24 protein-coding genes are annotated in these 23,598 nt (G+C 65.1%); 12 read left to right on the top strand and 12 right to left on the bottom strand.

Annotation, left to right across the window (positions count from 1 at the left end; all coding sequences use genetic code 11):
- Positions 1–70 precede the first annotated feature (70 nt).
- Together DDA93_RS09190 and DDA93_RS09185 are read right to left on the bottom strand one after the other, a co-directional pair.
- Entirely contained in the window at positions 71–697 is a 627-nt protein-coding gene (locus DDA93_RS09190; protein ID WP_116778589.1) for a nucleoside triphosphate pyrophosphatase, read from the bottom strand.
- A 74-nt stretch (positions 698–771) separates the two neighbouring features.
- The gene (locus DDA93_RS09185) at positions 772–2,451 is read right to left on the bottom strand and encodes a DUF885 domain-containing protein (protein WP_116778588.1); all 1,680 of its coding nucleotides are present in this window, start codon (positions 2,449–2,451) and stop codon (positions 772–774) included.
- A gap of 195 nt (positions 2,452–2,646) precedes the next feature.
- Between DDA93_RS09185 and DDA93_RS09180 the strand changes: the two genes are divergently transcribed.
- On the top strand, positions 2,647–3,906 hold the full coding sequence (locus tag DDA93_RS09180) for a serpin family protein (protein WP_024476954.1): 1,260 nt from the start codon (positions 2,647–2,649) through the stop codon (positions 3,904–3,906).
- Positions 3,907–3,922: 16 nt separating this feature from the next.
- Here DDA93_RS09180 and DDA93_RS09175 read toward each other — a convergent pair whose 3' ends face one another.
- The 3 genes from DDA93_RS09175 to DDA93_RS09165 all read right to left on the bottom strand — a co-directional run bounded on the left by DDA93_RS09175 (position 3,923) and on the right by DDA93_RS09165 (position 7,962).
- A complete protein-coding gene (locus DDA93_RS09175; protein ID WP_024476953.1) occupies positions 3,923–6,013 on the bottom strand; it encodes an acyltransferase family protein in 2,091 nt (696 codons plus the stop codon).
- Positions 6,014–6,094: 81 nt separating this feature from the next.
- The gene (locus DDA93_RS09170; protein WP_116778587.1) at positions 6,095–6,346 is read right to left on the bottom strand and encodes an acyl-CoA carboxylase subunit epsilon; all 252 of its coding nucleotides are present in this window, start codon (positions 6,344–6,346) and stop codon (positions 6,095–6,097) included.
- Entirely contained in the window at positions 6,343–7,962 is a 1,620-nt protein-coding gene (locus tag DDA93_RS09165; protein ID WP_116778586.1) for an acyl-CoA carboxylase subunit beta, read from the bottom strand. The genes DDA93_RS09170 and DDA93_RS09165 overlap by 4 nt, the downstream gene beginning before the upstream one ends.
- A 210-nt stretch (positions 7,963–8,172) precedes the next feature.
- On the opposite strand from DDA93_RS09165, the gene DDA93_RS09160 reads away from it, so the two are divergent.
- The 8 genes from DDA93_RS09160 (at position 8,173) to DDA93_RS09125 (ending at position 16,381) form a co-directional block, all read left to right on the top strand.
- Complete coding sequence (locus DDA93_RS09160) at positions 8,173–9,033, top strand: NAD(P)-dependent oxidoreductase (protein ID WP_019483586.1); 861 nt, start codon at positions 8,173–8,175, stop codon at positions 9,031–9,033.
- 305 nt (positions 9,034–9,338) lie between these two features.
- Positions 9,339–10,220, top strand: a complete 882-nt coding sequence (locus DDA93_RS09155) for a biotin--[acetyl-CoA-carboxylase] ligase (protein ID WP_116778585.1) — start codon at positions 9,339–9,341, stop codon at positions 10,218–10,220.
- Positions 10,221–10,239: 19 nt separating this feature from the next.
- Positions 10,240–10,800, top strand: coding sequence for a PH domain-containing protein (locus DDA93_RS09150; RefSeq protein ID WP_024476949.1), 561 nt, complete (start codon positions 10,240–10,242; stop codon positions 10,798–10,800).
- Between the two features lie 35 nt (positions 10,801–10,835).
- Positions 10,836–11,999, top strand: coding sequence for an adenylate/guanylate cyclase domain-containing protein (locus tag DDA93_RS09145; RefSeq protein WP_019483583.1), 1,164 nt, complete (start codon positions 10,836–10,838; stop codon positions 11,997–11,999).
- Between the two features lie 134 nt (positions 12,000–12,133).
- Positions 12,134–12,889 carry a protein phosphatase 2C domain-containing protein gene (locus DDA93_RS09140; RefSeq protein ID WP_116778584.1) on the top strand — a complete coding sequence of 252 codons (756 nt, stop codon included), beginning with the start codon at positions 12,134–12,136 and terminating at the stop codon, positions 12,887–12,889.
- Positions 12,890–12,903: 14 nt separating this feature from the next.
- Positions 12,904–15,084, top strand: a complete 2,181-nt coding sequence (ligA, locus tag DDA93_RS09135) for an NAD-dependent DNA ligase LigA (protein WP_116778583.1) — start codon at positions 12,904–12,906, stop codon at positions 15,082–15,084.
- Positions 15,081–15,935 carry an inositol monophosphatase family protein gene (locus DDA93_RS09130; protein ID WP_116778582.1) on the top strand — a complete coding sequence of 285 codons (855 nt, stop codon included), beginning with the start codon at positions 15,081–15,083 and terminating at the stop codon, positions 15,933–15,935. The genes ligA and DDA93_RS09130 overlap by 4 nt, the downstream gene beginning before the upstream one ends.
- The gene (locus DDA93_RS09125; RefSeq protein ID WP_116778581.1) at positions 15,932–16,381 is read left to right on the top strand and encodes a DUF2087 domain-containing protein; all 450 of its coding nucleotides are present in this window, start codon (positions 15,932–15,934) and stop codon (positions 16,379–16,381) included. The genes DDA93_RS09130 and DDA93_RS09125 overlap by 4 nt, the downstream gene beginning before the upstream one ends.
- A 20-nt stretch (positions 16,382–16,401) precedes the next feature.
- On the opposite strand, the gene DDA93_RS09120 is transcribed toward DDA93_RS09125, so the two are convergent.
- From DDA93_RS09120 to DDA93_RS09110, 3 genes are all read right to left on the bottom strand, one after another.
- The gene (locus tag DDA93_RS09120) at positions 16,402–17,238 is read right to left on the bottom strand and encodes a formate/nitrite transporter family protein (protein ID WP_116778580.1); all 837 of its coding nucleotides are present in this window, start codon (positions 17,236–17,238) and stop codon (positions 16,402–16,404) included.
- Between the two features lie 127 nt (positions 17,239–17,365).
- Positions 17,366–17,758, bottom strand: coding sequence for a VOC family protein (locus DDA93_RS09115; protein ID WP_116778579.1), 393 nt, complete (start codon positions 17,756–17,758; stop codon positions 17,366–17,368).
- Positions 17,755–18,036 carry a metalloregulator ArsR/SmtB family transcription factor gene (locus tag DDA93_RS09110; protein WP_207771331.1) on the bottom strand — a complete coding sequence of 94 codons (282 nt, stop codon included), beginning with the start codon at positions 18,034–18,036 and terminating at the stop codon, positions 17,755–17,757. The genes DDA93_RS09115 and DDA93_RS09110 overlap by 4 nt, the downstream gene beginning before the upstream one ends.
- Before the next feature lie 57 nt (positions 18,037–18,093).
- Here DDA93_RS09110 and DDA93_RS09105 point away from each other — a divergent pair, with 57 nt between their 5' ends.
- Positions 18,094–18,780, top strand: a complete 687-nt coding sequence (locus DDA93_RS09105; protein ID WP_243400572.1) for an ABC transporter ATP-binding protein — start codon at positions 18,094–18,096, stop codon at positions 18,778–18,780.
- Positions 18,767–20,338 carry a DUF6297 family protein gene (locus tag DDA93_RS09100; RefSeq protein WP_116778578.1) on the top strand — a complete coding sequence of 524 codons (1,572 nt, stop codon included), beginning with the start codon at positions 18,767–18,769 and terminating at the stop codon, positions 20,336–20,338. Before DDA93_RS09105 ends, DDA93_RS09100 begins: the two co-directional genes overlap by 14 nt.
- On the opposite strand, the gene DDA93_RS09095 is transcribed toward DDA93_RS09100, so the two are convergent.
- A complete protein-coding gene (locus DDA93_RS09095) occupies positions 20,327–20,569 on the bottom strand; it encodes a hypothetical protein (protein WP_133185475.1) in 243 nt (80 codons plus the stop codon). The genes DDA93_RS09100 and DDA93_RS09095 overlap by 12 nt on opposite strands.
- Positions 20,570–20,966: 397 nt before the next feature.
- On the opposite strand from DDA93_RS09095, the gene DDA93_RS09090 reads away from it, so the two are divergent.
- The gene (locus tag DDA93_RS09090; protein WP_116778576.1) at positions 20,967–21,482 is read left to right on the top strand and encodes a GNAT family N-acetyltransferase; all 516 of its coding nucleotides are present in this window, start codon (positions 20,967–20,969) and stop codon (positions 21,480–21,482) included.
- Positions 21,483–21,558: 76 nt separating this feature from the next.
- Here DDA93_RS09090 and DDA93_RS09085 read toward each other — a convergent pair whose 3' ends face one another.
- The 3 genes from DDA93_RS09085 to DDA93_RS09075 form a co-directional block, all read right to left on the bottom strand.
- Positions 21,559–22,536, bottom strand: a complete 978-nt coding sequence (locus DDA93_RS09085) for a zinc-binding dehydrogenase (RefSeq protein WP_116778575.1) — start codon at positions 22,534–22,536, stop codon at positions 21,559–21,561.
- Between the two features lie 162 nt (positions 22,537–22,698).
- Positions 22,699–23,037 carry a transcriptional regulator gene (locus tag DDA93_RS09080; protein WP_019483575.1) on the bottom strand — a complete coding sequence of 113 codons (339 nt, stop codon included), beginning with the start codon at positions 23,035–23,037 and terminating at the stop codon, positions 22,699–22,701.
- Positions 23,027–23,491, bottom strand: a complete 465-nt coding sequence (locus tag DDA93_RS09075) for a hypothetical protein (protein ID WP_116778574.1) — start codon at positions 23,489–23,491, stop codon at positions 23,027–23,029. The genes DDA93_RS09080 and DDA93_RS09075 overlap by 11 nt, the downstream gene beginning before the upstream one ends.
- Positions 23,492–23,598: the final 107 nt, after the last annotated feature.

The following is a 23,598-nucleotide window of genomic DNA, read 5'->3' as shown; positions in this document are numbered from 1 at the left end:
CCATGCGGATAGCGCGTGTGGCGGGTGGTTTCTTTGTAGGGATGCTACAAAGGGTCCCGGGGTTACCCGGTTAAACCCAGAAGTCCATCACCGTCAGGTTTGCCGACGCCAGCAGCCCCCGCAGGGTTGAGACGCTGAGCCCGATGACCGCGTGCGGATCGCCGTCGACCCGGGTGATGAACGCTCCACCCAGTCCGTCGATGGTGAAGGAACCGGCCACCTGCAGGGGCTCGCCAGTAGCCACGTAGGCGTCGATCTCGTCGTCGGTCAGCTGCGCGAAATGCACCGACGCAGAGGCGACGGCGCCCACGGTGGCACCCGATCCGCCGTCGGACGCGTCACGCGTGTCAACGAGCCAGTGCCCGGTGTGCAGGACACCAAAGGATCCGCTCATGCGCCGGATCCGGGCGCGGGCAATCTCTGGTTCCCACGGTTTGCCGTGTGCTTCGCCGTCGAACTCGAAGATCGAGTCGCAACCAATCACCAGCGCACCCTCGGAACCGTCGGCTGACGCGACCGCCTCGGCCTTGGCCCGCGCCAGGAGGAGGGAGGTGTCGAACGCATCGAGCGGACCGTACTGCGCGGCGACGGCGTCCTCGTCCACAGCGGAGACCAGCACCGAGTGGCTGATCCCGGCGTCGGTCAGGACTTTGGTGCGGGCGGGGGACGCTGAAGCGAGAATCAGGTGGGAGGTCATAGTTCAGCCTAGACACTTCCGCGCGGCGCCCCCAACCGCGCTCCGGTGGGCAACCCGGATCGACCCGGGGTCGCCTAGCCGACCAAAGCCCGGCGGAGCGTGTCCAGCCCGACCGACCCCAGGTTCAGGGAACGGGTGTGGAAGCTGCGCAGGTCAAACGCTGAGCCTTCGCGTTCCTTGACCTCGTCGCGGATCTGCTCCCACAGCCGCTGCCCGATCTTGTAGGACGGAGCCTGCCCGGGCCAGCCCAGGTACCGGTTGAACTCGAAGTCCAGGGAGCCCTCGCTGATGGCGATGTTGCGTTTGAGGAATTCGTACCCCTTGTCGGGGGTCCAGGTGCCGGTGCCCCAGCGCTCGGGAACCTCCAGTTCCAGGTGGACCCCGATGTCGAACACCACGCGCGCCGCCCGCATCCGCTGCGCGTCGAGCATGCCCAGCCGTTCGCCGGGATGGTTGAGGTATCCCAGCTCCTGCATCAGCCGCTCGGCGTACAGTGCCCAGCCCTCACCGTGCCCGGAGACCCACACGGCATTGCGTCGCCAGTTGTTGAGGAGCCCGCGCTGCATGGTCGCCGTGGCAATCTGCAGGTGGTGGCCCGGAACGCCCTCGTGGTAAACGGTGGTGGTTTCCTTCCAGGTGGTGAAGGAGTCCTCACCCTCGGGGACTGACCACCACATGCGGCCCGGTCGGGAGAAGTCGTCGCTAGGTCCCGTGTAGTAGATGACTCCCTCATGGGTGGGCGCGATCCTGCATTCAATGGTGCGCATGATGGCGGGAATGTCGAAGTGGACCCCCGCCAGCTCGGCGACCGCCTTATCCGAGAGCTGCTGCATCCATGACTGCAGGGCATCGGCACCCTGCAACTGCAGCTCGGGGGACTCGTCGAGGAGCTTCATCGCCTCTTCGATGGACGCCCCCGGCTTGATTTCGTGGGCGACCGCTTCCTGCTCGGCGATCACCCGGTCCAGCTCTTCGACTCCCCACTGGTACGTCTCCTCGAGGTCGACGACGGCGCCCAGGAACCGGCGCGACATCAGGGCATAGTGCTCCCGCCCAACCGCGTCCTTGGCTGGGGCGACCGGCAGGAGTTCCTCCTGCAGGAAAGCGCCCAGCCGCTGGTACGCGGCTCGAGCCGCAGCCGACCCCGCCACCAGGTCCTGACGTAGCTGCGCCGGCAACTCGCCGTCGTCAATGGACGCGTTCGAGACGAAGTCGTCAAAGAAGCCGCCATCCTGGGCGTACTTGGTGGTCTGGTCGATCACAATCCTGATCTGGCGCTCGGCTGCGACGAGGCCGCGATCCTTGCCGGCCCGCAGGGAGACGATGTACCCGGCGAGGGCATCGGGGATGTTGTGCAGACGGCCGGCAATGTGGGCCCACTGGTCGGCGGTGTCGGTGGGCATCAGGTCGAAGATCATCCTGATTTCCTGGGCCGGCGAGGCGAGGTTGTTTAGGTCGGCAAGGTTCATTCCGGTGCCGTGGATTTCCAGTTCCAGCCCGAGGCGCTCCCGCATGGCGTCCAGGGTGACCCGGTCGACGTCGTCGACCGGTTCCAGATCGGTCAGCCGGCCGAGCGTCTCCGTGGTGGCCTCGGCCCAGGCCTCCAGGCCGGCAGGGGAGTAATCGCGGTACTCGGTTTCGTGGCCGGGGAAGCCAAGCTCGGTAGCGAAGCCCGGGTCAAGCTGCAGCAGGGTCTCGGTGTAGGCGTCAGCGACGGCGTCGATGGCTGTCTTTGTCCGGGTGGGAAGCTGCACGGACGGGTGACTGGCTGTGGCGGGAGTCTCATTATTCACAGCACGAGCCTAACCGGTTTGCCGGCGCAGGTGGTTGCTTTGAGCAATATTAGAGGACTGTAACCGGATTGTGTTCTGGGCCGCGGGGTCGGGATTCGGTTGGGGAACTACCGTGGAGAGAGAGCCACCCGTACGTGACCCGAGAAGGCGGACACCATGGCCGGACCCTGCAGGATCGTTGCTACCGCGTGCATAGCGACCGCCGCGCTGACCCTGGGCGCCTGCGGTTCGTCCAGCCCCGAATTGATCGTTGCCGACAACGTCATGCGCGCCGTCGTGCGGGTGGATGCGTACCCGGAGGCTGCCGCCAGCCTGCGCGATTCGTCGTTCCGGCTCGGAGCCGCCATGCTCGCCGCGAACCCCAACGACAACAGTGTCACCAGCCCCGTCAGCGCCCTCTACGCGCTGTCAATGCTGCGTGCGGGCGCGGCGACGACGACGGCCGCCGAGATGGACGAGGTGCTCGGCCTCCCGGCCGCACACCGGGACGAGGCAATGAATGCGCTGCTCGGGTTATGGGAGCAGTACGACGGCGATCCAGGGTCGGTCGACGAGGAGGACCCGCCCACAGCGCCGCTCCTGCATCTTGCTAACGGGATGTTCATCGATCGGGGCCAGCCGGTTGGTGCGGAGTTCCTGGAGACGCTGGCGGTGCAGTACGGATCGGGTGTCTATCAGGTGGATTATTCGGACAGGTCCACGGCCGAGGCCATTAATTCCTGGATCAATGAGAACACCGGGGGCCGGATCGAGGAGGCGCCGGTCGACTATGATCCCGACACCAGGCTCAGCCTGCTCAACACCGTGTATCTGGCGGCGGCGTGGCAGACGCCCTTCGACCCGGCGGAGACGATGCCAGGGCCCTTCACTCTCACCGACGGCGGGGTTGTCGAGACCGACATGATGCGTCAGGTGGCCCTCGCCAACTACGCCTCCGGCGACGGGTGGACTGCATTGGACCTGCCGTACAACGACGGGTTATACCTGCGGCTGGTTCTGCCCGACGAGGGGGAATCTCCAGTGCTGACCGCGAAACAGCTGGCTGAAGTCCGGGTGGGGATGGAGAGCGGCGCACAGGCCGAGGTTGCGCTGGTCCTCCCGAAATGGGATCACACCTACCACCAGGATCTGCTGGCGCTGCTCCGTGGGATGGGGCTCACCGAAACCCTGGGCACCGCCCCCGACTTCGGGCCGATCAGCCCGGGACTCTTCGTCTCGGGCGCGGCGCAGGAAGCCAACATCACCGTCGCTGAGAAAGGCACCATCGCTGCGGCGGTCACCCAGATTGACATGGCCGAATCGGGGCTGTCGATGCCCGACGTCGAACTCGTCCTGGACCGGCCGTTCCAGTACCAGATCATCCACGGGGAGACGGGCATGCCGCTGTTCCTGGGAACGGTGATGGATCCGCGCTAACCTGCCCGCGCCCGCGTTACGGGGCGAAGCCCGACGAACCGGAGGCGCCGAGTGAAAGGAATAGCCTCCGCTCGAACTCGGGCAGCATCGTCTTGATATACGTTTCGCTGAGATGATTGTCGTCCATGTATACGAGGACGTTGCCGATCACCGGCGGACAGGTTCCGTCAGGGCAGATCAGGTCCGTCAGATCGATCGAATGCAGCGACGGGTACCGTGCCGCCAGCTCGGCCACGGGGTCCACCGGCGCCAACTTGGTGTCCACCTGGAACGTGCAGGAGGGGTCATCCTGGCCAGAACTTTCGACACATTCCGGCATGTTGACCGGGAACCGCGGGTTGTCGCGGATCGCGATCAGTTGGGCGCCGCTGGCCATGATCTGCTGTGCCGCCTCCTCGTAGCCGGGCACCAGGCGGTCATCCTCGCGGGTGTGGTGGGACGAGGAGGAGACGGTGAACACCAGATCCGGATCCTGCGCAGCCAGGTAGGCCAGGACGTCGGCGTTCCACTGGTCGCAGTTCTCGACCGGCTCCTTCCCGACCGGCGCGCCGAACGGACACTGCCCCTTGCGGAGCACAACGAGGTCCCAGTTGTTGCGTTTCGCCACCGGTTCGATCGCCGCCACCCACTGTTGCGGATGGGAGGCGCCCACCACCACGGCCAACTTCGCCGGGTTCTCCACCGTCGTCTGATTGCATCCACTCTGCAGCGAACCGAAGGACGAGGCATCGAACTCGCCGGCGCAGGCCTCGTCCAGGGTGACCCATTCGCTGTTGAGTGCGGTCATCATCGGCATCAGCGGGGCGTCGGCGTCACCGAAGGGAACGAACCCTTCGCGCAGCGATGCGGCGCCGGGATTGTTGGCGTTGTCGGCGGCGGCAGTCGCCGCAGTGTGGATCTGCAACTGCCAGACTCCGAGCGGCAGCCCGACGAAGAGGGCGCAGGCGGCGATGACGACGGCGGACCGCCGGCGCTTGCGTGCGGCCCACTTCAGTTGCCGGATCGGCTTGTCGATGAATCGGGTGGTGACCACGGCCCACAACACCGACACGGCGATGATCACCAGACCGGAGAACAGCCCCGCTGACTCGAGGTCCTGATGAATCAGGAAGATCACCAGCAGCGGCCAGTGGATCAGGTAAAGAGCGTAGGACGCGTCGCCCAGCTTCACCAGGGGTTTCCATCCGAGGAACCGGTCCACTCCGAACCGGTGATCCGTTGCGCCGGCCACGATCACCGCAGCTGCCGCGAGCGTGGGCCAGAGAGCGATATAACCGGGGAACTGTTGCTCCACCTGGAGGACGAATCCGACGGCTAGCATCGCCGCTATACCAGCCCAGCCGAGGACCACCCGGCTCAGCATCGGTAGCCGGACGTAGGGCAGCGCTAGCGCTATCAGGGACCCAAGAGCGAATTCCCACAACCGGGTGCGGGTGTCGAAGTAGGCAAACGCCTGGTTCGTTGCGGTCTGCCACACGGAAAAGGCGAGCGACCCGGCGAACACCAGTCCAAAGAGCCCCACCAGGATGCGCCGCGGGCTGACCCGGAACCGGGTGGAGATAATTGCTGCAACGGCGAAGAGGAGAGGCCACAGGATGAAGACCTGGCCCTGGATGGACAGCGACCAGAAGTGCTGGAAGGGGCTCGCGGTGCTGTGATCTGTTGCGTAGTAGTCGACGGAGTTTACGGCGAGCAGCCAGTTTTGGAAGTAGAGCAGCGACGCCCAGGCCTGGTCGAGGAGGTCCGCCCACCGGCCCCGCGGCACGAAGGCCATCACCGCCCCGAGCGTGACAACGATGGTCAGTGCGGCCATTGGCACGAGTCGGCGGAACAGGTTCACCCAGTAACGCAGCAGATCGAGCGGGGTGCCAGTCTCCAGCTTGCGGGTGAACGAGAGAGTGAGGAGGAATGCGGAGATGAGCAGGAAGACGTCGACACCGCCGGAGACTCGCCCCAGCCAGACGTGATAGACCACCACCATGAGCACAGCGAGTGCCCGCAGTCCCTGCACCTCAGGCCGGTAGCCGGGTCGCCGAAGCGAGGCTGGCGTGCCGGAGCGCGCTTCGATGCGCCGCACCGGCACCGTGGAATGATGCCTGCCGGTCATGGTCGTTTCCTCTCAGCCGACAGACTTACCGATCCAGTCTAATCTCTGTCGGCCGGGGGAGCGGCCAGGGTGTCGGTGAGGCTAGCGGACGCTCCGCCGCCACGACCCGGGCCCGGGCCGTGGCGCGAGCCGTAGGTGGTCCCGGCGTGCCCAGGTGCGGTGCGGGGTCGCAGCATTGGGCTCCGTCGAGTTCTCGGAGAGGGCGACCACGACGGCGGTCAGCGCCGCCAGTTCCTCGGCGGACGGCGTGCCGCGGATCACCTGCAGCGTTGGCTCGGCGGGGGTGCCGTCGTCGTCGGCATCCCGTCGGGTCTGGTCGGGGGCGAGCGTCATAGCGGAATGTTCCCGTGCTTCTTGGCGGGGTTGGAAGCCCGTTTGTCGCGCAGCGCCCTCAGCCCGCGAACAATGTGCTGCCGGGTGTCCGACGGTGCGATCACCGCGTCGATGTACCCGAGCTGCGCTGCCTGGTAAGGGTTCAGGAGCTCTTCCTCGTACTGGGTGATCACTTCGGCGCGGGCGGCCTCCACATCGCCGCCGGCGTCGGCCACTGACTTCAGGTGCCCGCGGTACAGGATATTGACGGCGCCCTGGGCCCCCATGACGCCGATCTGCGCCGTCGGCCAGGCCAGGTTGAGGTCGGCGCCGAGCTTCTTGGAGCCCATCACGATATACGCGCCGCCGTAGGCCTTCCGGGTGATGACGGTGAGCTTGGGAACGGTTGCTTCCGCGTAGGCGTACAGCAGTTTTGCGCCGCGGCGGATGATCCCGTTGAACTCCTGGTCCTTGCCCGGGAGGAAGCCGGGGACGTCCACGAGGGTCAGGATCGGGATGTTGAACGCGTCGCAGTTCCGGACAAAACGGGCGGCCTTCTCCGAAGCAGCAATGTCCAGGGTGCCGGCGAACTGCAGCGGCTGGTTGGCGACGATACCGATCGTATGGCCCTCCACCCGGGCGTACCCGATCATCACGTTGGGTGCGTAAAGGGACTGCATCTCGAGGAAGTGGCCGTCGTCGACAATCGCCGAGATGACCGTCCGCATGTCATACGGCTGATTTGCCGAATCCGGGATCAGGGTATCGAGTGCACCATCCTCGGCGGTGAGGTCCAGCTGTTCGACGAATTCGGTCACCGGTGCCTCAGCCAGATTATTGGAGGGCAGGAAGTCGAGCAGTTCACGGACGAAGTCGATGGCGTCGCGCTCATCGGAGGCGAGGTACGCGGAGGTTCCGGTGGTGGAGTTGTGCTGCCGGGCGCCGCCGAGGGTCTCCATGTCGACGTCCTCCCCGGTGACGGTCTTGATCACGTCCGGGCCGGTAATGAACATGTGGGAGGTCTTATCCACCATCACCACGTAGTCGGTGAGGGCGGGGGAGTAGGCTGCACCGCCGGCGCAGGGGCCCATGATGAGAGAAATCTGGGGGATGACCCCGGAGGCGTGCACGTTATTCCTGAAGATGTCGGCGAACATCGCCAGTGACGAGACACCCTCCTGGATGCGGGCACCGCCGCCGTCGTTGATTCCGACCACCGGGCAGCCGTTCCGGAGCGCAAATTCCTGCACCTTGACGATCTTTTCGCCGTTGACCTGGCTCAGCGAGCCGCCATAGACGGAGAAGTCCTGACTGTAGACGGCGATCTGGCGGCCATCGACTGTTGCGTAGCCGGACACGACGCCGTCGCCCAAGGGTTTTTTCGTCTCCATCCCGAACGCTGTCGACCGGTGCACCGCCAGCGCATCAAACTCGACGAATGATCCGGGATCGACCAGCAGGTCGATGCGCTCCCGTGCCGTGTTTTTGCCGCGGGCATGCTGTTTCGCCACCGACTCCGGACCGGACGGCTGCTGGGCGAGGCCCTCGCGGCGGCGGAAATCTGCAAGCTTCCCTGCGGTGGTGGTGAGGTCGATTATCTGATCCTGCGCGACCACAGGTACTGAGCCAGTCTGCATTGAGTCTCCGGGTTGGCGATGAACGGGCCACCGCCGGGTTAAGTAGGTTCCCCACAAAGCGCCCGGCGTTTCCCCCAGTCTAGTGAGGGAAACGGTCACTACCGCTGTAGGACTCCTACAATTTCCTCCCCATAGAATTAGCGCAGCCGCGCATGTTACCCGCCGGTAACAATTAGGTTCCTGGCACCCCTGCACCACTATTCTTACGTTATGACCGCCAGCAACGATGCCCCACGTCAATCCACCCCGGCAACCCTCGCGGGGCGCACCATCCTGATGTCCGGCGGCAGCCGCGGCATCGGACTCGCGATCGCCCTGCGCGCCGCCCGCGACGGCGCCAACATCGCCTTGATGGCCAAAACCGGTGAACCGCACCCCAAGCTCGACGGCACGGTGTTCACAGCAGCCCAGCAGATCCGCGACGCCGGCGGCAAGGCCCTGCCGATTGTCGGCGACGTGAGGAACGACGACGACGTCGCGGCGGCGGTGGCCGCTGCCACCACCGAGTTCGGCGGGATCGACGTCGTCGTCAACAATGCCTCGGCCATCGATCTTTCCCGGACCCGCGACGTCAGTATGAAGCGCTATGACCTGATGGCCGACATCAACGTCCGGGGTACCTTCCTGTTGAGCAAGTTGGCCCTGGATGCCCTGCTCGCCTCAAGCAACCCCCACATCCTGACCCTGTCGCCGCCGCTGAACCTGGAGCCGCGCTGGGCCGGGATCCATCTGGCCTACACGATGGCCAAATACGGGATGAGCCTGACCACGCTCGGGCTGGCCGAAGAGTTCAGGGCCGAAGGAATAGCGGTCAACTCGCTCTGGCCGCAGACCCTGATCGACACCGCAGCAATCCGGAACCTGCCCGGCGGTGAGCAGATCGTCAATGGCGCACGAAGCGCGGAGATTGTCGCCGATGCGGCGCACGCCATCCTGGTGCGCCCATCCCGTTCCTGCACCGGCAACTTCTTCACCGACGAAGGCGTGCTGCGCGAGGAAGGCGTCACCGACTTCACCGGCTACAGCCTGGGAGCAGCCGAGGATCAGTTGGTCCCCGACATCTTCCTTTAGCAGGAGGTGACCCTGGTCCAGCCCTGACAGTGCAGTGCGTTGCGATGCACTGTCGGTCTTCGCAGCGACCCGGCCGCTTCGTTTTCCTTCATTTCCTTCCCTGGGTGTCTACTCGCGTTTCAAAAGGTGCATGCGTTGCCTGCAATGCATGCATTTGTGCATCGCCAGGTGCATGCACTGCCTGCAATGCATGCACCTTTTAGAACGGGCACCCACCCCCGTGCACAACTTTTGTGGGGCACCCGCCACAGCTGCCCGAAGGCCATCATCAGCCCGGTCAAAGCCACGCTGGGTAAGATCAGAGCATGACTTCCCGCTATTCCAACCTCGAACGCCCCGGATTGGATGAAGCGGCGCTCCGGAACGCCCTCTGTTCGCCCCAGGGACCCTACGGGCGGCTCAAGGTTGTGGCCGAGACCGGATCCACCAACACCGAGCTCGCTGACCACGCCAAAAACCATGCCGCCGACTGGCCGGACCTCAGCGTCCTGACCGCCGAACAGCAAAGCGCCGGGCGTGGACGGCTGGATCGTCCATGGATTGCCCCCGAACGTTCCTCGCTGATCGTGAGCATTTTGCTCCGCCCGCACAACCCTGCAGGCAGACCGCTGCCCACACAGAGTTACTCGTGGCTCTCCCTCCTCGCCGCCCTCGCCCTGGCGGAGGGCGTCGAGGAGCGCACCGAGATCAGACCCCAGCTCAAGTGGCCCAACGATGTGCTGGTCGACGGGCGCAAGCTCGCCGGAGTGCTGGCCCAACTGGTCCCCGGCACCAACGGGGGGCCCGCAGCGGTCATTGTCGGAGTGGGCGCCAACGTGTCCCTGACCGACCAGGAACTACCGGTCCCCACCGCAACCAGCCTGCTGCTGGAATACGCCAAGACCACCGACCGGAACGTGCTGCTGCGTGCTTTCCTGCGCCGGTTCGCTGACCTCTACGCCGCGTTCCGGGCCGTCGACGGCGACGCCCGCCGGGAGTGGCCGGACGGTACCTCCCTCGCCCAGCGGGTCAGCGACCGGATGGTCACGCTCGGCCAGGATGTGCGGGTGGAACTCCCGGGGGGCGTTGAACTCCTCGGCCGGGCGCTGGGCCTCGACGAGCACGGTGCACTGCTGGTTCGCGACTACGACGACGAGCGGCACACCGTCACGGCCGGCGACGTCGTGCACGTCCGGCCGGTCTCCTGACGTGGGCGGCTGAGCGGTTGTGCGTCTGAAGCTTGCGCCGGGCGAGCACGTCATCGTGCGCACCCGGCCCCACCCGAGGCCGCTGCTGGTGCCGTTCATCGGCACGCTGGTGGTGCTGGCGGGGGCGGGATTCGCGCTCGGTCTGCTGAGCCGCGACTCGCTGCCCACCGAGGTGCTCGAATGGGTGCCCCTCGGGGTGATCCTGGTGCTGGCGGTCGCGGTTCTGATTCTGCTGCGGATCTTTGTCCGCCCGCTGCTGCGGTGGTGGGGCACGCGCTACATTCTGACCAGCCGGCGGCTCATCAGCCGTCGCGGACTCTCCACCCGGCGCGAGCAGGAGATTGCGCTCGCCAGCATCTACCAGCTGGACACCAGCCAGACACTGCTCCAGCGCTCCACGGGTGGCGGAAACCTGACCGTGGACCTGGGCCGCGACCGGACGGTCGTCTACCCGGACGTGCCACAAGTGCACACCTTCAAACAGTTCATGGTCGAAGCGATCGGGGACCTCCCACTGACCGTCATGTTTGATGGTGTAGACATGGAAGCTGACCCGGTGCATGACCTCGAGGGTTACTGACACCAGATGATCGATTACGGACGGGAGAAGAGCGAATGACTGCTGACGATCAGCCCGACCTGGGCCAGGACGAGCCAGCCACCGATGCTGCTCCTGCCCCGGCAGGGGAGGACGCGTCGTCCCCTTTGACTCCGGAGGTGGTCCCGGTCCCGCAGCAGGACCTGTCCCGCGAGGCGATCCGGAACCTGGAAATAGAACTGCTGGGCGCCGAGCGAACCCTCCGACGCCGCGACGTTGCGGCCGGTGCTGGCGTGTCGCTGCTCTCGGCGCGCAAGCTGTGGCGGGCCATGGGCTTCCCGAACATCTCCGACGAGGACGTGGCCTTCACCGAGAAGGACCAGGATGCGCTGATTACCATCATCGAACTCGTCCGCAGTGACAAGGTCTCCGAGAACGCGGCAATCTCCATCACCCGCGCCATTGGCCAGATGACCGACCGGATGGTGGTTTGGCAGATCGAAGCCCTCGTCGAAGAGATGGCGGCGCAGCGGGAAATTTCTGATGCGGCTGCCCGGAAGGCCCTGGTCGCCGAGCTTCCCGAACTTATCGCACCCCTGGAAAAGACACTGGTTTACGCCTGGCGACGCCAACTGAACGCGGCAGTGCAACGGTTGGCGTTGCGCGCCGAATCCGGGCTGCAGGCCAGCGCCGAAGGCAGGTTGGGTGACGAGGACGATGCCCCGCTGCCCCTGGCCCGCGCCGTCGGCTTCGCCGACCTCGTTTCCTACACCAGCCTGTCCCGCCAGATGAACGAGCGAACCCTCGCCCACCTGGTGCAGCGCTTCGAGAATGTGTGTGCCGAAATCATCTCGGTGGGAGGCGGCAGGCTGGTCAAGACCATCGGCGACGAAGTGCTTTACATCGCCGAGTCCCCGGAAGCCGGTGCCGAAATTTCCCTCGCCCTGGCCAAAGCCTTCACCGAAGACCACCTGCTGCCCTCCGCGCGCGTCTCCCTGGTGTGGGGGCGGATCCTGTCCCGACTGGGCGACATTTACGGGCCGACAGTGAATCTGGCGTCCCGCCTGACCTCCCTGGCCGAACCGGGGACGGTCCTGATCGATGCATCCACCGCCGCCACCCTGCGTGACAACGAACACTTCGTCCTGATCCCGCAGAAGGCGCGCACCATCAGAGGGTTTGGCGAGGTGCACCCCGTAACGCTCGCCCGCGGCACCGGGACCGGGCTGATCCTCGATTAGCGGGCCGCTGGAAGATACTGCTGCAGCGAGGACGTGGCAGTACCACCGGCGCGGGCTCAGAGCGCGGTTCGGCTAGGGTAGCCAAGTAACTTCGTGACACACCTCATTGACCGCAGCTAGATGGTAGGACGGAAATGACAACCGACAAGACACCGGGTCTGGACCTGACGGTGAGCTGTGGGTTCGCGTCGGACGTCGGCCTGCGCCGGGAACACAACGAGGATTCGCTGGTCGCAGCTGACCCTATCTTCGCGGTGGCTGATGGCATGGGCGGGCATGAGGCTGGCGAGGTCGCCAGCAGTATCTGCATCCGCACGCTGATGGATAGCCGGCTGGTGGGAGAGCCGTTCCCCGAGATGGACCCCGAGGAACTACAGGAGCTTCTGGTCACCGCCGACGAAAAGATCAGGTCGGAAACCGGCGGCCGCGCCGGCACCACCCTCAGCGGAACTATCCTCGTCCAGGAGGACGGCGCCCCGTACTGGCTGGTTTTCAACGTTGGAGATTCCCGCACCTACCGCCTCAGCCAGGGCGGACTGGAACAGATCACCATCGACCACTCGGAGGTCCAGGAACTCGTCGACTACGGTCGCATCACCCCCGTGGAAGCACTCACCCATCCGCGACGCCACGTGGTGACCCGCGCGTTGGGCACCGGAAGCGACATCGACGCCGACTTCTGGCTGATCCCGGCGGCCATCGGCGACCGGATCCTGGTGTGCTCCGACGGGCTGATCAACGAGGTGGGGGACGAGCAGATCTTTGACCTCCTCACGTCGCTCCCTCACCCGCAGGATGCTAGCGAAGCCCTCGTCCAGGCAGCGCTCCGGGCCGGTGGCAGAGACAACATTTCAGTCATCGTCGTGGATGTCGCAGGTGCGGGGGACTGAGGCAAGATAGGACTGTGGCCAGAACAACTGACAAATCAGGCATAGAGCTTACCGCGGACCAGACGCCGGTCGATTCCCTGCGTGAGGAACACGACTCCCTGGCGGAGGAGGTGCGCCGGCACCGGTTCGCCTACTACAACGAGAACGCGCCGACAATTTCCGACGCGGAGTTCGATGAGCTGTTCCGGCGGCTGGAAAAAATCGAGGCACTGCATCCGGAGCTGATCGCCAACGATTCGCCCACCCAGGAAGTCGGCGGCGATGCCTCCTCGGCCTTCGCCGCCGTCGACCACCTGCAACGCATGTACAGCCTGGAGGACGTCTTCTCCCTGGCCGAGCTGGACGTCTGGGTGAGCCGGGCTGCCGCGAGCGTCGAATCGGTCAGCCCGGGCAGCGCCATCAAATGGTTGACCGAGCTGAAGATCGACGGCCTCGCCGTCAACCTGCTGTACCGGAACGGTGAACTGGTGCGAGCGGCGACCCGTGGCGACGGTGCCACCGGTGAGGACATCACCCACAACGTCCTCACCATCAAATCGATCCCCCGGACCCTCGACGGGACGGGCCACCCCGCCGAGATGGAGGTGCGCGGCGAGGTGTTTTTCCCGTCGGCTGCGTTCGCCCAACTCAACGAGAGGATGGTCGCCGCAGGCAAGGCGCCATTCGCCAACCCCCGCAACGCGGCCGCGGGATCCCTGCGCCAGAAGGACCCGGCGCTGACGGCCGAGCGGCCCCTGGACATGTACGTGCACGGTATCGGCGTCCGCGAAGGCCTGGCAGCCCAGTCCCAGTCGGAGACCTACCGCCTGCTGAAGGAGTGGGGACTGCCCACCTCGCCCTATTTCAAGGTGCTCGACGACGCCCCGGCGGTGGTGGAGTTCATTGAGCACTACGGCACGCACCGGCACGACCTGTTCCACGAGATCGACGGCATCGTCGTCAAGGTGGACGACTTCGGCCTGCAGCGGGCACTCGGCCACACCTCGCGTGTGCCCCGCTGGTCGGTGGCCTTCAAATACCCACCGGAAGAGGTCAACACCCGGCTGCTGGATATCCGGGTGAACGTGGGCCGCACCGGCCGGGTCACCCCGTTCGGGATGATGGAGCCGGTCAAGGTGGCCGGCTCCACCGTCGAAATGGCCACCCTGCACAACCAGGACGTGGTGAAGGCCAAGGGGGTCCTGATCGGCGACATGGTGGTCCTCCGCAAGGCCGGCGACGTAATCCCCGAAATTGTGGGCCCCGTCGTCGCGCTCCGTGATGGTACCGAACGCGAATTCGTGATGCCCACCGAGTGCCCGTCCTGCGGGACCCCCCTGGCGCCGGCGAAGGAGGGCGACGTCGACATCCGTTGCCCCAACGCCCGGTCCTGCCCCTCGCAGCTGAGGGAACGCGTGTTCCACCTGGCCGGACGCGGAGGCTTCGACATTGAGGCCCTGGGCTGGGAAGCGGCAATCGCCCTGACCCAGCCCGCCGAACCGGAGGAGCCGCCGCTGACGTCCGAGGCTCAACTGTTTGACCTCACCCCCGAGGCGCTCGCCGATGTGCGGATCCTGCGTGACAAGCGGGTCAAGGGGGAGGTGGTCGGCAAGGAACTGGTGCCCTACTTCTACACCAAGGGCACCGCCAAGAAACCGTCCGAACCCAGCGCCAACACGCGCCGGCTGTTCACCGAACTGGAGAAAGCGAAGCAGCAGCCACTATGGCGGGTCCTGGTCGCCCTGTCCGTCCGGCATGTCGGGCCAACCGCCTCGCGTGCCCTGGCCACCGCGTTCGGGTCGATGGAACGGATCCGCGCAGCCTCGGAGGAGGAGTTGGCGAACGTCGACGGCGTCGGCCCCACCATTGCCGCAGCGCTCACCGAATGGTTTGCCGAAGACTGGCATCGGGAGATCATCGATTCGTGGGCTGCCGCTGGGGTGCGGATGGAGGACGACGTCGACACCTCCATGCCGCGCACCCTGGAGGGCGTGACCGTCGTCGTCACCGGCTCGCTGGAACGCTACAGCCGCGACGAGGCGAAGGAAGCGATCATCCAGCGTGGCGGCAAGGCATCCGGTTCGGTCTCGAAAAACACCCACTATGTGGTGGCCGGGGAAAACGCTGGTACCAAACTCGACAAGGCCGAAGCGCTCGGGTTGACCGTGCTGGACGAGGACGGCTTCACCCGGCTACTCCAGGAGGGCCCAGCGTGAACGTATCCCCGACGGAACTGCTGCACCTGGCGAAGCAGGCTGCCTCGGCGGGGGCCGACGTTTTGGTGCGGCGCAGTATCGAGACGCTCGGCGCGCAGAACAAGAGCTCGGACAGCGACTGGGTGACCGCCTTCGATGTGGCAGCCGAACGCGCCGTCCGGGATGTGATTTCCCGGTCACGACCCCACGATGTGATCACCGGCGAAGAGCTGGGAACCACGGTCCCCGATCGCACCACGGGAGCCGGACAGGTGCGATGGTCCATCGACCCGCTGGATGGGACCACCAATTTCATCCGCAACATTGTCTACTACTGCACCTCGGTCGCGGCAGCCGACGCTGACGGCCGCTGGCTGGCCGGGGTGGTGCACGCCCCAGCGCTGGACCGGGTCTACTGGGCTGCCCGCGGCCAGGGGGCCTGGCTGCGGGATCACGGCCGGATCGTCCGCCTGGAAGGGCCAGAGGTGGGCCGTAAGGGCACGCTGCTCGGCACAGGATTCACGTACGACGCCGAAGCCCGGGTCCAGCAAGTGGGGGAGCTGGCCGCACTCATGGAGGGGTTCGGCGATATCCGACGGATCGGGTCGGCGGCCCTTGACCTGTGCATGGTCGCCGACGGCACCCTCGACGGATACGTGGAACGCGGTCTGAACGAACACGACTGGGCCGCCGGTGCCCTGATCGCCGAGGAGGCGGGTGCCACGGTGCTGCGCCCCGAGCTCACCACGGCGCTCGCTGGCGGCCCGGACGAGGCCGAGCGGTTCACGGCGTTCACCGTTGCCGGTTCGCCCGATCTGGTCGGCAGGGTGACGGCGCTCACCGCCGCCCCGGATGGAATTGCCCCGGGATGAGGAGCTGGCAGCAGGTCTTCTCAACCCTTTCAGCACCCCGGCTCCGCGAGCTCTACGCCGCAGCCGTGCTGGGCCATGACACCGATGCTACTGCGAAGGAACTGGAGAAGCTGGTTGCAGCTGGCCTGGTCACCACCGGAGGTGCCGTCAATACCGACCTCTTCCAGGAGATTCTCGCAGCGACAGCCCGGACTAGGCCTCAAGGGGTGGATCGCTTCTTCAGTAGCGGCCATCTGGACGGACTGCTGCGCAATCCCACGGAGCGCCGGGCCGTTCTTCAACACCTGACCGAGCGGCTGGTGCCAGCCGATCAGGAATTGTCGGAGCGGGAGGTGAACCTCGTCCTGGCTACGGTGACCCGTGATATCCCGACCTTGCGCCGGGCATTGGTCGATTACGGCCACCTGGTCCGCCGGCCGGACGGCACCGGCTACCGCCGCGCCTGACTGCCGGCGCTCCGACGTCGTCAACTCTCGTGGGGTGCGTCAGGGTTTTCCGGAGCCTCGTCGCGACGCTTCTCGATCAGTTCCTTGGTGCGCACGAGCCGCAGCAGCGTAACAAGCAGGAGTCCACCGAGCATATTGAAGGCCAGGGTGTACCCAAACCAGCCAAGCCATTCCAGGTAAGTGATGGCCGCGCCGGAATGGATCGCGGCGAAAATGAGCAGCGAATCCAGGATGCTGTGGAACAGCTGCAGACCCGCAAGGAGGAATCCGCCGATCACCGTCGCGACGATCTTGGCGACGTCATTCGAGGTCCCTTGCTGCATTCGGCTCATCAGCGTAATGGTGCTGCCGCCGAGCACCGCCAGGGCCACAACCTGCATGGAGAACGGCGCGTCGATGAAGTGGTGGGCGCTCTCGGCGACTGTCTCGGTCCACTCAGGGAAGGCCTGCATGACAATCCAGACGAAAGCCCAGCCGCTGACCAGATTGGCCACCAGGGTGCCGCCCCAGAGTTTGACCAGCTGAAGCAGACTGCCTTCTTTCGCGACGACGGCTGCGACCGGCATCAGGAAGTTTTCGGTGAACAGTTCGCTATGTGCCAGGAAAAGGGCAACGAGGCCCACGCTGAACGCAAGGCCCGCGAGGAGATGATTGTCCGTCTCGTGCAGCACAGCAAGGTAAGCCATGATGCCGAGGCCTATCTCGAAACCGCCAAAAACACCCGTAACAAGGATGTTCCGGAAGGTCCGTTGCAGCCGCTCGGCACCCTCCTCAACAGTGCTATCGAAAGATTCCTTCAGTTCGTCCTCGACCGGGGCATCGGTGTCCCCTAGTTCCCGCCTGCGTGCTTCGCTCATGACGCCTCTCCTCTGTACTGTTCGGGAGGAGGCGCCCTCCCGGATCGGCGCTACTGGATACGCGAAATGGTAGCAACAGCGGAGGCAACCCAGTCACCAGCGGTGGTCATCGGCTGGTTGCCGCCCTTCAAGCCTGCTTCATTTCGATCAGTTGAATCAGATTGCCGCAGGTGTCATCGAAGACGGCCATCAGGGCGGTTCCGATGTCGGTGGGCGGCTGGGTAAACACCACGCCGCGGCCCGTCAATCTGGCGTACTCGGAGGTGAGATCCTCGACCGCGAATTGGGCCAGGGGAATGCCATCCTCCATCAGCGCGTCACGGTACGGTTTCACCGCGGGGTGGCTGGCCGGCTCCAGGAGAAGCTCTGGGCTGTCCGGGGATTCGGGTGACCGAACGGTGAGCCAGAAGTCATCACCCAACGGGATGTCGTGGCCCTTCGTGAAGCCGAGGACGTCGGTGTAGAACGCCAGCGCCGCCCGCTGGTCGTCGACGAACAGGCTGGTCAGTGCAATTTTCATTGGATCCTCTTTTGAATAGGCCACCGATCGGCAATTTCGGCAAGTGGTGCGGGATTAAAGTGGTGGAACTTGGAGCGTCCCCGACGCTCGGTCGCAACGAGCCCGGCCGATTCAAGGACACCCAGGTGTTGGGAGATGGCTTGGCGGGTCAGGCTGAGGTTGTGGCGCATGGCGAGTATCGAGCAGATCTCGAACAGGGTCTGACCGTCGTGCGACGACAGCTCATCGAGAATGGTGCGTCTGGTTTCGTCGTCGAGAGCCCGGAACACGTCAACCATAACCATCAGTATAGGCAAGTACAGGCTTGCCTATCAAGACCCCATTACGATGGGTGAATGGCTGATCTGGGGGCAGTACTTCAGGCAACGGGACTACTCGTTGGGTATTTCAGGGCGCCAGTCTGTGGCGAAGTGTCAGTGACCGTCCACCCGGGAGAAGTTCTCGGAGTGGTCGGCGTGAACGGGGCAGGCAAATCGACTGTCGTGAGGACCCTCGCGGGCCGGCAACCGGCGCTTGCCGGCGACGTGCTGGTGCAGGGTCTTCCGGCTCTTCCCGATGCCGTGATGTTTCGCCGTCAGGTGTCAGCAATTTTTGATGATGACCTCTTTTTTCCGGCACTTACTGTCCGCGAGCATCTGCTGCTGGTGGCGCGGGGACACTCCCTGGATGCCCCGGATCAACGGGTCACCGCCGAGCTGGAGTTCTTCGGGCTGCGGGACCGGGCGGACGTGGTCCCGGAAGCCTTGTCCTCCGGGCAGCGGAGGCGGCTGCTTCTGGCCGCCGGCCTGATCCGCCCGTCCTCCCTCCTGATCCTCGACGAACCCGAACAGCGACTCGACCCGGTGATGCGTGATGCGCTCGCGCAGCGGATCGGCGACCACGCGGAGGCCGGGGCCGCTGTGGTGCTGGTGACCCACGATCCGAGGCTGCTGGTGCAGACCGCATCGACTTGTCTGGTGATCGACGACGTCGTCGAGCAGCTCGACCCCGACCAGGGAGCTGCGATCATTGCCGGCTCCTGAAGCACTTCGGCTGCGACCCACTGCTGGTGAGGACAGGGACGGGACCCTCGCCACCGCCCGAGCCGTCGTCGCCTTCACCCGCAAGTCGTCCCGGCGGTATAACCGCGCCCGGACGTCGGTCGGCGGCCTGTTCATCGACATTTACTCGAGCACCCTGGCCTTGGCCTGCGTGCTCGCGATCGCCGGCTCGTTTGTGTTCGCTCTGCGCGACGAGATTGCCCGACGGGATCCTGCGCAGGGTGGCCTCGTCGACCAGCAGTGGCAGATGATTCCGGCCGATGTTCTGTGGATCCTGTTGACCTACCTCGCGTTTACCGGGCTGCTGACCCTGGCGAGGAGGCTGGGACCGGCGGCGGTGAGCTCCAGCGAGGGGTCCTGGTGGCTGCCGCTGCCGGTGGACCGGCGGCCGATGGTTCTGCCGGGGCTCATCCGACTCATCGCTGGCGTGGGGTTGGCTAGTGCTGTCATGTACCTCCCGTTCAGCCTGCTCACCGCACTGGACCGGACACCCACGGGGCATCTCCTTGCCGCGGGAACCTTCGGGATGGTCGCAGTGATCGTGGTCGGTGGGGCAACGCTGCTGCAGCTGCGGGCGGGTTCCGGCCGGCGCGATCTTCTCTGGCCCGCTCTGGTGCTGCTGCCACTCGCGGTGTTGCCGTCGCTGGGCCCTGACGTCTGGCCGCTGCTGGTGGCGCTGGCGTTCGCGGTCGGGGTGCTCGCCTACTCGCTGCCGAGGGTTGGCATAGTGGCAGGGTCCGAACTGATGCGCGGGGGAGGCGTGTCCGGCCATGCGGGTGCGTCAGTGTTCCTGCTGGACGTCAACGAGCTCAGTCGGGCGCTGGCGGCCCACCCGCGCCACACCGCCTCGACGCGGGGCGCGAAGCTGTACGTCCGCCACACGGTGGGGCCGCGGGCGGCGATTGTGCGTGCCGACATCGTCGCGTTCCTCCGGCTGCAGCAAGGGGTGGCGGTGCCGCTGGTGTGGCTGGGCGCATGTCTCGCTCTGGTGCTCGCTGATGCAGCGTTGCCCGCCGTCGTGCAACTGTTGGTCATCGTGGTGGCCGGGTGCGTCACTGGAACCAGCATGGGGGTCGTCGCGCGGCGGACGGCGCTGGTCCCGGAGCTGGACCTGCTGCTTCCCGTCTCCACCTCGGTAGTGATGCTCAGCCGGATCCTGATGCCAGCGGTCGCAATGAGTGCCTGGATGGCGGTCCTGACAGGTGCCCTCAGCGTCGTCGGCGTCGGTGGACCCGGCCTAATTCTGCTGGGTGCGGTGGCGGGCCTCGGAATGGGGGCCGGATCTGTCCGGGCCGCCACCCGTCCCGCGACTGACTGGACGGCCCCAGCTGCCGAAACGCCCTTCGGTCCCGTTCCACGGACCCAGATTGCAGCGCTCTACCGGGGTATCGATGTGACCTTCCTGGCGATGGTGCCGGTGCTGTTGGCCCTGTATACCGGGAACGTCTATCCGTGGCTGATTGGGGTTCAGGCAGCGGTCAGTGCTGGGGTTGTCTTGGTCCAGATGGCTGCGAAGCCCACCTCCCAGTCAGGAGGCTGAGCCCGTCCGATCATTCAGGGCTTTGAAACCCAACACTGACCGGTTGCGGCCGCTAGCCTTGCTGTCCCATGGCCCACGCGTCGCGATCGCAACGAAAAGCACCCCGGCAGCAATCGCGAACCACAACGCGCCCCGGGAGGGGTCCATGACCATTCCGATCGCACCAGTGAAGACGAGCATCGAGCCTACGGCGAAAAGGACACGGGTGGTTCTCCAGCCAAACGTAAACATCAATCAAACGTACGTCGATTGGTGGCCTGTGGCTAGGCAGGGGCGTGACTGCCCGTGGCGGCAGGGAAATGGAGAATGGCAAGAGCAGCCCTGCGATTCAGGCAAAGCCACTACGTTCCTCTGCAGGAGAGCCCATGTTTTCTTTGAAAGTGACCCAGCGCTGGATCCCGGTGGTGTTGCACATCGTGGAGGGCCCGGCTCGAACCCAGACCCGAGGGCACGCGGCAGCTCACGCTGGACGACCACGAGGACCAGGCGAACAGTGCGCGCCATCGGGAATCTGCGGGGTTAGTCCGTTTCGGCGAATGGGACGTTGTGGAGAAGGACTAGGACGTGTTGCAGAATTGGAAGGCGGCATTCCGGCGTCGTATCCGTCCGCCTTCCCGATGAGGATTAAATGACCCCCACAACACGCACTGACCTCACGATCCGTCCCGTCACCGAGACGGATTACGACGACGTCCGCCGCATCACGTGTGCTGCCTACCTTGAGGCGGGGTACTTCGAGGCTCCCGATCATCCGTACATGCGGGTGCTGGCCGACGTCGAACACCGCGCCGAGCACGCCGAAATCTGGGTGGCGGAGCGCGCGGGCGTCGTCGTTGCCTCGGTGGCCATCACGTTCGAGGGGCAGCGGTATACCGACATTGCGGTCGCTGGCGAGCTGGAGTTCAGGATGCTGGCGGTGGACCCGACGGTTCAGCGCGGCGGGGTGGGCCGGTTGATGGTTGAGGCGATCATTGAGCATGCCCGTTCGCTGGACGGAATCACGGCGGTCAGCCTGACCAGCGGCTCCGATATGACCCGCGCCCATGCTCTGTATCATTCGATGGGTTTCGAGCGTCAACCCGAACGTGACTGGTGGGTGCGCGACGAGGAGATCCTGCTCTGGGTGTTCAGATTGTCCCTCTAGAGCCACCGCGACCGTGCAAGTCTCCCGGCCGTGCAGGTCTCCCGGAAGGTGGGAAGACCTGCACCGGTGGGACAAGCTACGGCCGGATCATGACCTTGCCCTTGCGGCCCGCCACGAAGTTTGCCCGGGAGGCTTCCTGCACCTGATCCAGAGTGTAGGCAGCTTCGATGGGGAAGGAGAGGGTGCCGTCGTTGACCCGGAGCAGCAGTTCGCTGAACAGCTCGCCGCGACGACCGGCAGGTAGTTCGCGCATCACGGTGCTGCCCCAGAAGCCCTTGACCGTCAGGTTCTTGAAGATGATCGAGCCGGAACTCAAGGTCAAGGTGCTTCCACCCATCGCGCCGAACACCACGAGCGTGCCATTCTCGCCGAGCTGCGACAGCACCTCGTTGCTGGCGTCGCCGCCCACCGAATCCACGCCGGCGACAATCTTGGCGCCCCCCGTGAGTTCAGCGACCCGGTCCTCCCAGCCTGCGGTCTCGGTGGAAACGATCCGTTCGATACCCTGAGCTGCGAGTTCGTCGACGCCCGCGTCACGGCGGACGAGGCCGACGACGTTGATGCCGCGGGTAGGAGCGAGCTGGGCGATCAGGCGTCCGACGGCGCCGTTTGCGGCGTTTTGGATGATCCAGTCACCCTCGGTGAGGTTCAGCCAGTCGAGTAGTGCGATGGCGGAGAACGGCATTGAGACAAGTTGGGACGCAACTTCATCGGTTGCACCTTCATCGACGGGTACCAGACCCTGTGCCTGGGCGATGAAGAACTCGGCCCAGACGCCGAACGTCCCGCCGGTGGCGACGCGCTGTCCCACGGAGAGGTGCTCGACGTCGTCACCCAAAGCGTCAATGACTCCTACTGCCTCAGAGCCCGCCTGGGCGGGAAGCTCGGGTTTGAAGCCGTAGGTACCGCGGACGGTCCAGAGATCGTGGTTGTGAATGGGGGACAGGAGGGTACGTACCCGCACCTGCCCTGGACCGGGTTCTGGGGTGGTGACTTCATCGACCTGGAGGACATCCCAGGGTTCCCCGAAGGTGTGCTGACGAATCGCGCGCATAACTAACTCTCTTTCCATGTGGTTACTCGAAAAGTAACCCCCCGGCCGGTTGCAATATTCCCGGGCTGCAGCGACATCAGAGCGTCAAGTTTGTCTGTCACGCGACGGTGTTCACGCGCCGCCCAGCGGTTCAGGGCGGATGGCGGCAGAGTGTCCGACGGGTCAGTCGCCGTCGTCGATGACTCCTGTGGCAATCGCGCGGAGGGCGGCGAGGTGGGAATCAAAAGCACTCCTGCCCTGGGGGGTCAAAGAGAGCCAGCTGATTCGCCGGGCATCCGGGCGCCCGACCGATGATGACTTGGTCATCGACACAAAACCACCGTCGACCAAAACCTTCAGATGTTTGGACAGTGCAGCATCCCCAACAGCGAGTGAGTCACGAATCGCTGAGAAGTCGGCGCTTTTAACATTGCGTAGAAGTCCGCAAATTCGGAACCGTAGTGGGGCATGAATCAGTTCGTTGAAGACGCCGCCGTTTGTTTCGGACAGATCAGCGGGCATGGCGGATCCGGCTCAGGGCGCTTCGCATGAAGTAGTGGGCTCCGATAGTGCCAGCGCCGAAAGCGGCTACGGTGGGCGCAGCAACCCACCAGTGCAGTTCGAGAGAGACAAGCCCCAAGGAGACGCTGAGCAGCAGCAGGCAGGAAATCAGGGTGGCGGCGTAGATCAGCCAGGCCTCCCAACCGATGCTGGCGAGTTTGACGCCGGTCGCCCGATGATACAGATAGACAACCATGATTCCGACGATGATCAGCAGAGTTGAGTTGCCCGAGCGGTTGTCTCCGGCTGCGGGCGAAGCGACACAGACGGCGGCAATTGCGCCGAACGTAGGGGCAACCCATCGTGGTGTGTTCATGCGCGAGATGAGAGCTGAGCGGTCACTATCGACGTCGGCCAGCAGGGCGGCGGCCGAGTCCGACCGGCCCGGCGACGACGGAGGCAAGTTGTTTTCCATGATGGAAAGTGTAATCACTTTCCACTGAGGTAAGCAACTGCTGGCTTGGCGCGCGGGGTGTCACTCAGGAGGTGTCTGCGCACACTTTAGTGTCGAATATTTGTTCG

The sequence above is a fragment of the Arthrobacter sp. Bz4 genome, from assembly GCF_003075455.1.
Taxonomy (GTDB): domain Bacteria; phylum Actinomycetota; class Actinomycetes; order Actinomycetales; family Micrococcaceae; genus Arthrobacter_D.
The sequence above is the reverse complement of the archived record's forward strand: the minus strand, read 5'-3'. Positions and strand labels throughout refer to the sequence as shown.